Source organism: Mucilaginibacter sp. 3215, from assembly GCF_050433785.1.
In the GTDB taxonomy this organism is placed as follows: domain Bacteria; phylum Bacteroidota; class Bacteroidia; order Sphingobacteriales; family Sphingobacteriaceae; genus Mucilaginibacter.
The window spans coordinates 717,857-732,379 of sequence record NZ_JBNPWO010000001.1 but is presented as its reverse complement, the minus strand read 5'-3'; the positions used below and the strand labels follow the sequence as shown (position 1 = coordinate 732,379).

General features: G+C 43.1%; 15 protein-coding genes. 4 read left to right on the top strand and 11 right to left on the bottom strand.

The window, feature by feature from the left end; translation table 11 throughout:
* The first annotated feature begins 1 nt into the window (after position 1).
* A complete protein-coding gene (locus tag ABIC84_RS03150) occupies positions 2–283 on the top strand; it encodes a hypothetical protein (RefSeq protein ID WP_429262628.1) in 282 nt (93 codons plus the stop codon).
* 2 nt (positions 284–285) lie between these two features.
* Positions 286–873, top strand: coding sequence for an alpha-ketoglutarate-dependent dioxygenase AlkB family protein (locus tag ABIC84_RS03145; RefSeq protein WP_429262627.1), 588 nt, complete (start codon positions 286–288; stop codon positions 871–873).
* On the opposite strand, the gene ABIC84_RS03140 is transcribed toward ABIC84_RS03145, so the two are convergent.
* A complete protein-coding gene (locus ABIC84_RS03140) occupies positions 870–1,073 on the bottom strand; it encodes a KTSC domain-containing protein (RefSeq protein ID WP_426587193.1) in 204 nt (67 codons plus the stop codon). The genes ABIC84_RS03145 and ABIC84_RS03140 overlap by 4 nt on opposite strands.
* A 461-nt stretch (positions 1,074–1,534) precedes the next feature.
* Here ABIC84_RS03140 and ABIC84_RS03135 point away from each other — a divergent pair, with 461 nt between their 5' ends.
* Positions 1,535–2,113, top strand: a complete 579-nt coding sequence (locus tag ABIC84_RS03135; protein ID WP_429262626.1) for a Crp/Fnr family transcriptional regulator — start codon at positions 1,535–1,537, stop codon at positions 2,111–2,113.
* Between the two features lie 92 nt (positions 2,114–2,205).
* Entirely contained in the window at positions 2,206–2,610 is a 405-nt protein-coding gene (locus ABIC84_RS03130; protein WP_426587189.1) for a VOC family protein, read from the top strand.
* An 87-nt stretch (positions 2,611–2,697) separates the two neighbouring features.
* Here ABIC84_RS03130 and ABIC84_RS03125 read toward each other — a convergent pair whose 3' ends face one another.
* The 10 genes from ABIC84_RS03125 to ABIC84_RS03080 all read right to left on the bottom strand — a co-directional run bounded on the left by ABIC84_RS03125 (position 2,698) and on the right by ABIC84_RS03080 (position 14,512).
* On the bottom strand, positions 2,698–3,396 hold the full coding sequence (locus ABIC84_RS03125) for a LytR/AlgR family response regulator transcription factor (protein ID WP_426587187.1): 699 nt from the start codon (positions 3,394–3,396) through the stop codon (positions 2,698–2,700).
* Complete coding sequence (locus tag ABIC84_RS03120; RefSeq protein ID WP_426587185.1) at positions 3,393–4,496, bottom strand: sensor histidine kinase; 1,104 nt, start codon at positions 4,494–4,496, stop codon at positions 3,393–3,395. Before ABIC84_RS03120 ends, ABIC84_RS03125 begins: the two co-directional genes overlap by 4 nt.
* Before the next feature lie 110 nt (positions 4,497–4,606).
* Positions 4,607–5,374: a CPBP family intramembrane glutamic endopeptidase gene (locus ABIC84_RS03115; protein ID WP_426587183.1), complete on the bottom strand. Its 768-nt coding sequence runs from the start codon at positions 5,372–5,374 to the stop codon at positions 4,607–4,609.
* 4 nt (positions 5,375–5,378) lie between these two features.
* Positions 5,379–6,197, bottom strand: coding sequence for a CPBP family intramembrane glutamic endopeptidase (locus tag ABIC84_RS03110; protein WP_426587181.1), 819 nt, complete (start codon positions 6,195–6,197; stop codon positions 5,379–5,381).
* Positions 6,198–6,538: 341 nt separating this feature from the next.
* Entirely contained in the window at positions 6,539–7,351 is an 813-nt protein-coding gene (locus tag ABIC84_RS03105; protein ID WP_426587179.1) for a PKD domain-containing protein, read from the bottom strand.
* A 36-nt stretch (positions 7,352–7,387) separates the two neighbouring features.
* Positions 7,388–8,821 carry a PA14 domain-containing protein gene (locus ABIC84_RS03100; protein WP_426587177.1) on the bottom strand — a complete coding sequence of 478 codons (1,434 nt, stop codon included), beginning with the start codon at positions 8,819–8,821 and terminating at the stop codon, positions 7,388–7,390.
* A 31-nt stretch (positions 8,822–8,852) separates the two neighbouring features.
* The gene (locus ABIC84_RS03095; RefSeq protein ID WP_429262625.1) at positions 8,853–10,553 is read right to left on the bottom strand and encodes an alkaline phosphatase family protein; all 1,701 of its coding nucleotides are present in this window, start codon (positions 10,551–10,553) and stop codon (positions 8,853–8,855) included.
* 31 nt (positions 10,554–10,584) lie between these two features.
* Entirely contained in the window at positions 10,585–12,195 is a 1,611-nt protein-coding gene (locus ABIC84_RS03090; RefSeq protein WP_429262624.1) for a DUF5008 domain-containing protein, read from the bottom strand.
* A 41-nt stretch (positions 12,196–12,236) separates the two neighbouring features.
* Positions 12,237–12,959, bottom strand: coding sequence for a hypothetical protein (locus ABIC84_RS03085; protein WP_429262623.1), 723 nt, complete (start codon positions 12,957–12,959; stop codon positions 12,237–12,239).
* Positions 12,960–12,988: 29 nt separating this feature from the next.
* Positions 12,989–14,512 (bottom strand): RagB/SusD family nutrient uptake outer membrane protein, encoded by a 1,524-nt coding sequence (locus tag ABIC84_RS03080; RefSeq protein WP_426587169.1) that lies wholly within the window; start codon positions 14,510–14,512, stop codon positions 12,989–12,991.
* Positions 14,513–14,523: the final 11 nt, after the last annotated feature.

Genomic DNA, 14,523 nt, shown 5'->3' with positions numbered 1-14,523 from the left:
AATGCAGGAATTGGTGATCAAAACGTATTTAAAAAGCGAGGTTAAAGCCTGGCTTAAATACCGCGATGGTTCACGGGAAGTGGTGAAAATTGTACCAGATACAGGGCAAAAGCACGCTGTACAATGCTATGAGATCTATACGGCTTATGATCAGCCGTCCGTTTACATGGGCCGTATTTTATTTGACGCGAAGGGCTATTGGATCTACGACGGCGATGTACTGCAACCAGGAGAACAGGAACAATTGGCCCATTTTATAACAACTTATGTGGAAAGGATTTAGTGATGGAACAATTGACATTATTTGCCGAAACCGGGCAAAGTAAAGGATTGCCTAAGGACTTACTGGAATACCAGCCCGGTTTAATTGATCCGGCAACGGGTGACTGTTTGTTAGAAAAACTGATCAGGGAAACACCCTGGAAACAAACAACGCAAAAACTTTGGGATAAGGAATACCTGACACCGAGGCTCACCTGTTGGTATGGAGACACCGACCGGATCGCAGGAACACTCCCCTGGACACCGGAACTGCAAACTATCCGGGGCATGGTAGAACCTTTAGCAGGTATTACTTTCAACAGCGTATTACTGAACTACTATCGTAATGGAAATGATTCCGTAACCTGGCATAGTGACAAAGAAAGCATTATGGGCAGTCAGCCAATTATTGCTTCGGTAAGCCTTGGGCAGGTGCGCAGTTTTGACATCCGTAATAAAGTTAATCACAAAGAACATTACTCCGTCAGGCTCGAACATGGTTCATTCCTGCTGATGAAATCAGGATTGCAGGAATATTGGGAACACCGGATTGCCAAGTCTAACAAATTAATGAAGGCGAGGGTAAACCTGACCTTTCGTTTGGTGATTTAGCCCGCTGATATTTTCTCAAACTCATATTTATTCTTTACGAAAAATCGCAGATAGCGGCCTTTCACCCGTGAGGACTTCAGTTCCTTATAAACATTTTCCGGAACGTTTTTGTACAGATAAGTTTGCCCGGAAACATAGGAGATTTTTAAAACCTGTGTTTCCAGATCATAATCCATGTTTTGAATGACGGTTGAAGGCATAACGTTGAATCCTGATTATCCGCGCTTTCTTCTTCGGAGTGGTTTTCGAATATTCCGCGCCCGTTTAAAGTCAATAACAAAAATGGCGGAGAGCTAACCGGTACCAAGGCATAGCCCGGCTTTTTTCTTTTCCATTTGAACAAAGATGGAAATTATTACTGATAATCATTAACACGAATGTTCCGATATTGAATTTATAAAAGTCCATACCTTTAAATTACTGCAATGATAACCAATAGATATTCAACATCTTACTGGACTGTAAAAAATCCATACGATGTACTTTATTGATGAAGAAGGCCGGCTTCAATTTGAGGATTATAACGGTCATCTTTCTTTCCAAAGATCCTGTAATTTTTATCCCCTATTAAATGTTCAATTAGTTATAGAACCTCATTTGAACAGTTTGATATCTTCACATCTCTTCATCGCCCGGCAAATAAGATTCATATCTTTAGCCAATGAGCCACGATGCTTTCTTCCAAAAAATAAAAACTTACGCTGAACTCTCACCTCGGGCCGAAGCGGCATGGGCGGCTTTGCTCCGCGAAAATACTTACAACAAGGGCGACTATTTTGTTACCGAAGGCCAGGTACCTAAAAAAGTAGCTTTTGTTGTGAATGGATTAATGTATCAATACTATGCTGCCGAAAACGGCGACATGGTGGTTAAATATTTCTTCCCCGAAAACCGGATTGCCGGTTCCATGACAGCAACGCTCACACAGTCGCCGGGTAATTTTACCATAAAAGCACTGGAAGATACAGATGTGCTCGAATACAATTTTATGGAATTTAAGAAACTCGTTGCCATTTATCCCGATATTGCCGCTTTTTATATCCGTTACATGGAGCAGCATTGGATAATTGAAAAGGAACCTTATGAAGTATCGCTGCGATATGAATCGGCTAAAACCAATTACGATAATTTCCTCCGCAAATATCCTGGTTTAGTGAAAAGGTTAAAGAAACAGCACATTGCCGCCTACCTCGGCATTACCCCTACGCAGCTAAGCCGGATATTTTTTGCGAATAAGTGAAGATTTTTCGCTTTTCTCAACATATGTAAATTTTTTGAAAAAACAGTTACCGCAACTTTGTGCCATCAATAACAATTAAAAAATTTAAAATCATGGCAACAAAAATTTTCATCAACCTGCCTGTTAAAGACCTGGAGCGGTCAAAGGCATTTTTCAGCGGTCTTGGTTACAGTTTTAATCCACAATTTACCGACGACAAGGCGGCCTGCATGATGGTAAGCGAGCACATTTATGTAATGATGCTTGTAGAAAGCTATTTTAAAACCTTCACCAAAAAAGAAGTAAGCGACGCACACCTGGCAACTGAAGTATTGCTGGCGCTTGATGCAGCCTCGCGCGAGGAAGTGCAGCAAACCATAACAAAAGCAACCGAGCTTGGAGGCTCCATTTATGCCGAACCTCAAGATTACGGATGGATGTACCAGCACAGCTTTGCAGATCCGGATGGACACCAATGGGAAATTGTTTATATGGACGCAGCGAATATGCCCAATTGAGGTTGAGACCGAATCCCCTCTGTGGTTAATTTTGCCACCGAGGGGATTTTGAATTTAGCTTCAAATAACTTATATGGCCAAAATGCTTTATGATAACCTCAACGCTTTGAAGAACAGCTCCCGATAACTATTCCCTATCGGAACTTCCGTAGTTCCGAATTCTATTACATTGCCTTTAATACCGGCGATCTTGTCCATATTAATGATATACGAACGATGTACCCGCATAAATCGTTTAGCCGGCAATCTTTCTTCCAGGATTTTCAGATGCATACCTGCAAGTAGCCGTTTACCGCTACACAAATAAACAGAGCAAAAGTCACGTTCCGCCTGCACATAACTAATCTCATCAAAATTCACTTTTACAAGGCGGGTATCCTGCCTGAGAAAGATATACGGCGGCGGATCCAATTCAGGTTGATGCGAGACTAACCGCTCCTGCGCCCGCCGCACGGCCTGGTTAAACCGTTCAAAAGTGATGGGCTTCATCAGATAGTCCACAGAATTCAGTTCAAAACCCTCAACAGCATAACTGGAATAAGCAGTGGTAAAAATAACCAGCGGCGGATTAGGTAATGAACGAAAAAATTCTATTCCGGTAATTACGGGCATTTTGATGTCCAGGAAAATCAGGTCGACAGCATGTTGATAAAGCGCCTCGTAAGCTTCACTCGCATTGCGGCAGCTTTTTATCAAAGCAATTTCCGGCAGGCGTTCGATATACGTTTCCAATATACTTCTTGCAATGGGTTCATCGTCAACGATGAGGCAACTCAGTTTTTTCATATCAGATCAATAGATAAGATGGCGTTATAAACACCGTCAGCAAAATTATCTTCATACCAATACTTGCCGGGGTAATACATTTCTAAACGCTTTTTAAGGTTGCCCAACCCTATCCCTCCGTTTTGCTGCATCCGTTCCCGGCGGTCTACTATATTGTCAGATGTAAAACGCAAACGACCGTCAGTGACATCCAGAAAGAAATGAATACGGGCTCCCGGTTCATCAGGAGAAAACTTGAACGCGTTTTCAACCAGTGGCATGAGTAGCAGCGGCGGTATTTCATATGTCTTGGAATCCACAGCAATATCCACTATGACCCCGGTGTCATTCAGGCGTACTTTTTCCAGTTCTATGTAATTTTGTATCAGCTTGATCTCGCTTTGCAAAGGCATAAATGCTTCATTGGATTCATAAAGCATATAGCGCAGCATCTCAGACAAGCGAGCGACCAACCCGGCAGACCGTTCCTGGTTACCTTGCAGTATCAAGCCGTAAATGTTATTCATCGAATTGAATAAGAAGTGGGGATTAAGCTGCGCTTTAAGAAAGTTAAATTCCAGTTCCAGGTTGTCTTTTGCAAGCTGTAAAGCTTTTAGCTGCGATCGCCAGGCGTTAACCGCCAGCTTCAGGCATAACGGAATACTCAGGGTCAGCAAAAGGCCGAATGGTGTACCCAGGCTAAGCAGGCGCTTCAGCACAATGTTAATGAGACCGGATTGTACCAGGGCAAAATATTGTGGCTGATCTTTCTGCAAACTGAGCAAGCAGCCGGAACAGGACCTGAGCAAGGCCTGCTCCGCTACCGCCTCGATCAAGGTGTATCCGCATAACAAACCCAAAAAGGAGAAAGTAAAGTGAAAATATTGCCTCCGCTGCAATAGCTTCCATAGCGGACCTGTCATCAGATAAAATACAGCCGCGATAAGCAAGGTACTGCTTAGGTTCAGCAGGAAAACAATACTAAAAGATAAGCCGCTATAAACGTTGAAGGTAATCAGCGTGAGGTATAGCCTAACTATAAGCAATACAAGCCAGAATAAAAGGTGCACCATTTTGCGGTACCCGGGCCGGGAGGTGTATAGAGCAAAGCTTTGAAACATTGTTATTTAAAGTTGGCTTATCTTTGTCAATTACACAACATAAATCGACAGAGAGGTGTTTTAAGGCAACGAGCAGGGTTGTGGGGCAACAAAAGATCAATTTGCCATCGTCATTGAACCGGTCGTTTGTAATAATAATCGATGGCCAAACCGGCAAATAACGCGGCACCGACAAAAACGGACAAGCCTATAACTTCAGATAACGTTTCCCGGCCCGCCGTAATCACCTGGGTAAAGATACCAGCATCACCTTTGCCTCCCCAGCACCACTGTCCCATATTCCACGCTGTATGCAAGCCAAGCGGAATTCCAATTCCCTTACTTTTAAGAGCTGCATAGCCAAATAGTAAGGCCCCGGTTCCTGAACCGATCAACGCCATCCACCAGTTCATTCCTCCCCAGATGTGCTCAAAAACAAACAAGGCGGCAATGAACAATTGTGCAGAGCCTGCTCCAAAGCGGTCGGCAAGACTACGTAAAGCATAAGACCGGAACACGAGTTCTTCGCGGCAGGAGATCAACGTAAAAAGCAGCATATGCAGACCGATAACATGCGGATCAAAGGCATTAAATTGAAGCTTCACATAACCCATGATCATCAGTACGCCCGGTTGCAGGCATGACATCAGCAGCCCGGCGAGAAATCCGGTAATTATACGGCCCGGGCTTCCGTTGTCAGGAACAGTACCTGCTTCGGTTAGCGGTATGGCCCGCAGCCTGCAAAATATGATCACCAATAAAAAGGTAAAAAGCGCGGCGGTTGCCATTGCGATATGTGAGGCATATTTCTCTCCCAAACCTTTAGCCCAAAGATCGGATAAGATAAATACGAATACTGTCAAAACGTAGAACAGTAAAGTTTGCAAGATAACCTTCATGGTGTTAAATGGATTGAGGAGATGAAGTTAAGGGTACCGTGCTTATCCTCATTCTTTGTTTAAGTAACCACAAAACTGCCATTGTACATAAGACAACACCCAAATATGGGCCGATTATGTATAGCGAACTATAATGTTTAGGATCACCAACCACTGTGATGATCGTCCTCCCAGCAGCGCCTGCTGTACGGGGGATCAACGCCTGAGCATAGTTCCATCCCACGTGCAAACCTATTGGCAAAGCTAAATTGCGGGTATATAGATAAGCCATCCCAAACAAAACCGATCCCAACCCTGTCGTCAACATAACCATCAAAATAGTTTGCATGTCCATTGTACTGTTTACGTGCATCAAACCAAAAGGTATCGCTATGATGAGCTGTGCTTTCCAGGATCCGTAGTGACTGTTCAGCGCCTGGAAAGGATATCCGCGAAAAGCAAATTCCTGCACAAACACCGACCACAGGTTTGCCAGAAAGCACATCAGCAGGAACATGATGTCAGGCGACGAGTTGAAATGCCATTGGTCGCCGGTGAGATAAACAGTTATAACCGTCGTGATGATTAACATCAAAATACCGCCAAGGGTTCCGCATAGTAACTGAACCCAATTACTGCTGCACACCGGAATAAAATTTAGCGTCTTTAGTGTTTTCCCTTCTGCCCATAGCAACAGCCAGCTTATTAGCAATGAGACGGCCATATAAAAGGACAGATCATTTAATGCTGGAACAGTGTCTGCGACGAACCTGGCGGCGGTAAGCAAAACAAAATAAAGAAATACTTTTAGCCATGCCGGGAGATTACAAATGATGGTTTTCATGTTTTTTTAGGCAAATAGCATGAAAAGTCATCTATACAGAAAAAATATCGACCAAGTGGTTCTTTTTTTCGGCAAATACTATATTCCTGGCAATCAACGACACCTTGATTTTTTCTGAATTGATTTACCGGCTGGTTATATAGTTTAGTTAAGCAATTTAGCGTAAGTGCTGATAACTGCCGGATCAGTTGTAGCTGTTACACTTTATATGACCGAAATACCTAAGGAATAAGCCCGGAGACTACATTCCCGGGCCTTATTCCTTAAAAACTGTTGCAGACGAATAAACTTACATAACATCAGATCGAACATTCCATAGATCGTTCTTACAAATAACAATTTTATGGCTGCTTTTTATTAACCGTCCACTCAGCCATCTGGAAGTCACGACTGCCATTATTGGTCTTAATGCTTATCCTATAAAATTTATAAGCCACATTGTTATTAAAGTGATATAGGATGCGCTGAAAGCGGTTGGCAAAAACTTCGTTGTTCTTGCTGTGCAGGTTTATCCAGCGTATGCCGTCCTCAGAACCCTGAAGGATCCATCCTTTCGGGTCACGATCGGGTGAGTCATTTGCCGATGTCATGGTATATGCTCCTGCAACGGCAGGTGTTTTAAGCTCATATTTCATCACCAGGTCGCCGGAGAACCCCGATTGGAAAAACTTGGTATTCGGATCGCCGTCAACCACTTTTAATGAACCTTCTTTTGAAGTTGGGCCGCCGCCATTGTCACGCGATACAGTCAATGTACCGCCTATGGTAGCAAAGTAACTTTCACCAACCTTGGTGCGGTCAAAATTAGGGTCGGCAACGTTCAATATTATTTCCCGCGCAGCTGAATATCCCTGTGAATTTCTGGCCGTTAATGTTACGTGATATAAGCCATCAAAGGCATACCTGTGCTTCGGTGCTTTTTCTGCCGACGTGCTATCGTCGCCGAATTGCCACAGAATATCTTTATAATTGATGGATGTACTGGTGAACTGATAGCTTAAAAAATCAACACTATCTGTTCGGGCTACTGTGAAACCTGCGATGGGTTTGGGCTCATCCGGTTCGGGTTGGGGCACGGGCTTATCTTTTTTACACCCGGCAAACAACAGGGCTACTGTTGAAAATACCGATATAATATGCAATGTTTTTTTCATGTCCTTAATTTTCATTGATTAATTAGCGTATCTGGCTTAAGGAGCGGGGAATAATTGGCTTTGTGGTACTATTCTTCTACCGTTGATGCCGGCCGACGGAACTTCAAAAGTTAAACGGGCGCGCTGGCCACCCACGTTTTCGCGATGGTCGGCTTCTATTTTGTAGCGTTTACCGCGTTCTAAGAAGATTTTAGCAGTACGACTATCCTGATCCCACTTGGTAGTAAAATCATTAATAATGGCTTTGCCATCTATATATAATCTTGATCCGTCGTCCCATTCGTTCTGCCAGAACACGTACTCACCCCGAACAGGTGCAAGGAACTCGCCAGTCCACCTGGTAGAGAAATTATCATGACTTATACCTGGTATTGCAGCCTGCCAAACCTCGTCTTTAGGCCAATCAATAGTTGGTTCTATTTGTACCAGATCGGGCTTCCTGCCGTCAAAATCAAGCAATTGGTTGTTTGAAAAGTATTCCGCTTTTAAGCCCGTTCCGTTTCCGGTTATGTAAGAGTTATTATCAAGATTAACCTCTGGCTGTACCAAAACGATCAACTTGCTTTTTGTTGGATGCAGTATATGTTTTGACGGATTAACCAAACTCACCACAAAGCCAAAACGTTTATTGGCAACTATATTGGCATCAAAAACAGGCCAGCCTATTGATAAACGTACCACCCCTGTACTTGCGTTGGATTTTACCCTAATCAGGGTATCAATAGAAAATTGATCGGGGTTAAGCGCGATGGTGTTATCAGGTAATATTTTCTTGCTTACCAAATCGGCAATAGTGTCCATATTCAATTTCACATGAACATTAAACGCACCGGCCGGTACACCTGCCAGGTTTACGGTTAACGGAATAGTGATACCTGCAGGCGACGTAGTGTAGTTTTTTTGATAGTCGACATCCATAATGCCACCGCCATTTAAAAGCGACACATAATGAATATCACTTTCTTTAATAAGCTTTTTGGTATCAAGCACCACCAGGATATTTGATTGCGATCCTTTGATCTGGTTGCCTTTACCCGGATTCGTAAGCTTAAATGCAAAAGCTATATTTTTGCCATAGTTAGCTTCTATGGCCGATAACCTGACGCTGGCAACGGCAGTTGCGGTATCTGACCCGAATGCTACGTTGATTACGCCGGGATAATCAATTGCACCCGCAGGTAATACTACCGTGTTTTTAAGTGTGCCATTTGCTATCAGTTTGGTTACCGTATCATTATTAAATGCTATACCTACCTGAAATGCTTTAGTAGCCGGGCCCGATAAGGATATTTTAAATGGCACTTTAACTATCTCGTTACCGGTAATTGCGTCGCCTGTATTGGCTCCCGCACCGGAAACATTTCTGTCGGTATTTTGAATTGGCTTCAAATCATCAAGATCATTTTGCTTGCAGGCTACCGCTATCAGGGCAATTAACCCGATAAACAAGATATATCTGTATTTTTTCATCATCAAATATTTTAGTTTGTAATGGTTAAATTTACTGATCAAGCCACACGCGGCCATCAAGCCCCCAGGCCTGCCTGTTAGGTATTCTGAACCAGTTTATTATTTGTGCAGGGATATCTGCCGTTTGCGGAACAAATATGGCAAGTGCTCCAGCCGGCGGCGGACAGATCAGATCATTGAAATCTTCCCATTGGTAGTTACCTTTTAACTGGAAGTCGCGGGCCTGCGGGCCAACATCCCGGATCTTATCGCCCTGACCATCCGTAGCCGGCCAGTAGGCGGCCAAAAAGGTGTAATAAGGGTGTCCTTCGTCAATCGATGTTTCACAGGCGTAATTTCCAATCGCGGCGTCCGGTACATCGACTTTAAAAAACCTGATGTCGGTTACATACACATCAGGGGTACCATGCCCGTTACCGTTTAAATAGCCCAATTTCAACGGGCTGTGGTTGCTTAAACTTCCGGATGCAGTTATCTCCAGTTCATTATTGAAAACTCCGTCGGTATAGGTTCTGATGTATCGCTTGCCTGCGCGTATCTCACATTTAACAGAAAGGTTTTGCCATCTGCCTTTTTGAAGGTCGCCGCCACGGCATTGATGATAATCACCATCCTTAGTGCCCCGGTATTCGAAATACCAGTAGGCGTCTTCGAGGTAAATTACCCAGCCAACTCCCGGGTGACCTGCTGACCACTCCGGTCTTTTACCCAGGATACTTGGCCAAAAGAATTTATCCTCGTTTTTTTTAACCTTTAGCTCGATGGTGAACTTGGTAGTATCATCGATGTTAAAGATATCAGCTGTATCAATTTCTGCTCTGATACCAGTATCCCTCAAACGTACTGTGCGCCCCAAATACCTGTTGCCGGTAAATGGTTTGCCTATCACCCTTTGTTTATATTTTGGATTGTAATAGATAGTAAAGGTATTGGCGGCGGTGTTGCTGAAAACTGTATTATCGTTCTCGTTAGCCGGGATATTAAACTTTCCGCCACCACTTGAAGCAATCACTACCAGCCAATCTTCATTGGCATAATTTTTCCTTTTTTTCAGGGCATCAACAATCTCACCTACATATCCGTCAAATTTTTCGATAGAAGCTTTATACTGCGGCGTCGAATTATCGAACCCATATTTGGCGCCAGCCTCTTTGATATCATTAAAATGGCCGAGTATCAATTGCGCCGTGTCGGTGTTCAGGTCATTAACTACAGCCGTTTTAATTTGCTCATCAGTATTATACAACTCGCTCACCGCTGCACCCTGCGTTAGCTTATTTTTAAAAATAGCCGAAGAAGAAAAAGAAACGATTTTGGCATTTGGCTTTTCTTCTTTTATCCTTTCAAAAAACACAGGATAAGTTGCCAGGTTGTTGCCGGCAAAATCATCCGATAAGATCTTGTGCTTTTCTTTTTTTACACCAGTTAGCATATTGGCCCAGTTGCTTACATCTCGGGTCGAATCCGGATCGCTCAATGCAACCCAGCTGTAAATTGAACTGGGCAGTAATGCTTTAATATTAGGCACATTGGCGCTATTTACCGATGAGCCCCGTGCCCCGTCAACAATCAGATACAAAACCTTACGTTCGCCGGATGTTGCTTTGGCTGTATCAGTATAATTTTTATCAGGCAGCGTGCGCACAAAATCTTTATTACATGATATTGTAGCAACAGCCAATGCACAAATAATTGAAAAAATGATCTGTTTGTATTTTTTCCTGCTCTGCATTTCTTTATAGATTATAAGTTCTATTAAAATTTTATTCAATGGTTACGCGTATGATATTGCTAACCTGAGTATTATCAAAACGGTCAAAACCACCAATCAGCAATAGCGCCCGCTTGCCATCAGTCGATTTGGTTTCAATGATATCAGACAATGTACCTGAAAATGGTCCGGTGGTATTGTAGTTTCCGGCAAGTTCACCTTTGGTATTCAATACCATGAAACCATTGCGGGTAACATTAGCATATTTTTTAAAACTGCCGCTAACCACTATCAATCCATCATTAAGCTGACGGGCAAAACCAGGGTAGCCACCTTCAAATGTTTTAGCTACAAACGTTTGATCAAGAGAACCATCAAGATTAACTAACGCTATACTGATAGCAGGCTTGCCATCATATGTTCTGAATATGCCTGTTATCAGATATTTTTGGGTTACAGGGTTGTATGTTAAGGACGAGATACTATTATCAGTACCTGTACCGGTTTTAAATGAGTCGTCGATGCTTCCATTGGCACTTAAGCGAATTAAACGGCCTGCAGGTTTTTGATCAAACGTGGTAAAACTTCCAAACAGCACCAGTTTTTCCAGCTGATCAGCGTCGGTATGCATGTACGAGTCAACAGGACCATTTGCCGAAGGCAGGCCTTTGTTTGTCGCTATGTTAAAACGATAGGTTTTGTCCAGTGTCCCATCAGGGTTAAAACGGGCTATTTGCCGTATCTCCGTACTGTCAAGAATCACAGTGTCGCGGGTGAAATCATGATTATGTTCGGTATAAACCCGTCTTACATAATATCTGAAGCTCCCGGTTGCCAGTATTTTGTTCTGATGCTTGTATATTTTAGATATATAGTCGTTAGTACCGCCATTAAACCGGGGAAAGTATTTGGTTGTATCTGTTTGGGATGGGCGCCTGTAGGTTTTAACGCCAATGGTATCAATACTGCCATCAACATTTAAAGTGGTAATATTACTGATGTTTTCTGTGCGCTGATTGTAGCCGCTAAAACCTCCGGCTATGACATATTTTCCGCCGAGTTCTATTACTCTCGATAATGATCCGTTTGCTGCCTTACCTGTCCGGAAAGTTCGGTCAAACTCGCCATCAGCCGATGTTCTTACAATACGGTTAAGCGGGGTGATGATCCCTTTATTATCATAATTGGTAAACCAACCCAATACCAGATTTCGGCCATCAGCAAGTGGATAAACCTGGTTTACAAAATTATTTGCTCCGGCTGTGGCCCTGAATGAAGGATCGATGTTGATTAGTCCGGACACCTTAAATACCGGCCCGAGCACTAACTGATCGTCAATAGCTATTGACGTAATACCCGTGCTTCCAAAAGGGGGCACCTTCACCTTAATAGTTGATTCTGTTACTTCGGTAACCTGGCCTGGTTCGCCGTTGAACATGAACTTTATTTTATCCTTATAAGGGATTAGTCCGGTGGCTTTAAATGTCACCTCGGTACCCACCGCTCCATTTGCCGGTGCAGGTATTGCGTCGCGGCTAAGGGTGACGCCCAATGGCGGCTTTCCATCCCCATAGGGATCGGAATAAATTGTTTTATCCTTTTTGCAAGCTTCTGTTATGAGCACCAGCAGGATAAAGGTGATAATGTATTTAAATCTTCTCATATTCAATTTATTACCATTGAAATAATAGTGTTACTTATGTTTTACTCCGAAGGATGAAGACCTGCGAAATATATTTCCTCATAAAAATCATACTGGTTAAACCCAAAATAGGCTCCGTTATACTGTAGCGTATGTACTATCCCGTTCTTGGGTTTAATATCCGATGAGGAGACATTATTGCGAAAAACCACGTTTTGCGCATTATTAATGTCATAGATGTAACTGATCACCAGTGTGCGCGGACCAATATATTTGATATTATTGGCGTCGCCATATACTACACCTATGTTCACCACGTCACCGCTGTAGGAATAGTAAAGCGCTCCCGGATACTGATTTTGCAGATTGATATCTATTTGCGGATAATCTTTAAGCCGGTTGATTCCCTTGAACATATACCGTTGCAGATATTTTTTCCATATGGCAGAATCGATATCCGATAGTTTTTTCACAGTATCACGACCGGCATCAAACAAAAATTTATTTAAAGAGCCCCTAATTTTATTGTTACCTATAGTTCTTTTAATAACGTCATCGTCGGGCGCAAAAAAGGTAAAGTCACTTTTGCGGAATGTTTCTTCCATACCGGCCAGTTTTACAATCTGGGCAATGGTATCAAATGGTACTGCTTTATCCTGCAGGTATTGAAGCATATCGGCAGGGTAATCAGCTTGAGCTTTACCTCCGTCTTTATAATACTCATCGCGTTTACAGCCGGTAAGCACCAATAAAAACCCGATTAAAACAATAATTATATTTTTCATATTTCTTATCATTACTTTTTAGAAATAGGTTAATTACCTCCGTTAACCCAGTACATGTTTAATGACATAAATGGGTTATTGGCCAACGCGCTACTGCTGATTGGCCATGTCCAGGCACCGCGGTTAAATTTGTCCAGCGTCAATACGTTATATGACCACTCGCTGTTCATAATCCTGCGGGTACGCACCAGGTCAAAGTAATGGTGCCCCTCGCCCATCAGTTCCCGCGATCTTTCCAGGAAAATAAAATCTTTAAGGTCCTGCCCGCCGCCACCGACATAACGCGAAGCTTCGGCCCTGTCCCTTACCTTATTCAGCAGGGCAATAGCCTGATCATCCTGGCCCAGTTCGGCCAGGGCTTCTGCACAGAGTAGTATTTCACCTGCATATCTGAATATCATAAAGGTGTTGTCAGGATTGGCGTCCTCCTCGCCGGTTGCAAATGAGTTTTGAGCAAATTTCAGCATCATGAACTTTCCGTTATCGGCGTAGATGTCTGAGTTAAACCAGATTGTAGCGCGCTTGTCAGACGTACCTGAGTATAGTTTTTGCATATACTCGGCCCTGAAATAGGCGAAGCTTATACGGTGCGTATATTCGGGCCTTTTATATGGATAATGCAGAAACATATCGCCAATAGGGGCAACATTGGTGTTCTGATCGCCATAGTTTATACTGCGATAAAACTCAAATAAACTCTCGTCCGACCGGCCTTTGATAACCGTAGCCCATTCATTGATGGGCAGCAGCCTGTAAGCATTGCTCTTAATTAATTCCTGCCCAAGGTCTGCAGTTTCCTGGTAGTACTTGGTTGCATTAGGTTTGTCGAAACCGGCATTCCACATGTTCATGTTCATGATAAGCGCGATAACGCTGCCCCGGCTTGCACGTACCCCTTTTAAAGCAGGATCAGAATAAGTCCAAGGCAGGCCGTCCTTATATTTTTTAAGGTCGGCAATGCTCTTGTTTAAAACAGACACCATGTTTTCGCGTGGTAAAGCTGTTGAATGATAAGCATCGGTATAATAAGGTACGTCGCCATACAGCCTTACCATAAAGAAGTATGCAAGCCCGCGTATAAAAGCCGCTTCGCCCTCAAACTGCTTTTTTTCGCTGTCTGATACACCGGGTATACCTGCTTCCAATTTCGAAATGAGGATGCTGGCACTTTGTATTACCTGGTAATAACCTGTCCAGTCGGTAATGCGATAAAAATTGTAAAAATTCCAGGGCGGGTTGCCGTTGATAAGTCCAAGCAGGTCATTCCGGCCTAATACCTCTACATATGCACGTGCCGGCCCGTTATCTGCCTGAGGTTCAGACAAAACCTCTCCCGAACGATATTCGCCCGTAGCGCCAATAAAATGCGTTTCGTTGATCTTGCCAAAAAATGTTCTTGACATATCATAAATATTGGCAACAACGTCATCTTTCGATTGGTAAAAGTTATTCCCTGTTAATTTATCAATGGGTTGTACGTTCAGAAACTTTTTACAGGCTGGTAAACACAAGCTTGCTGCCGCTGCTAAAATGTATATAACACTTCTTTTCATGATCTTGAGTT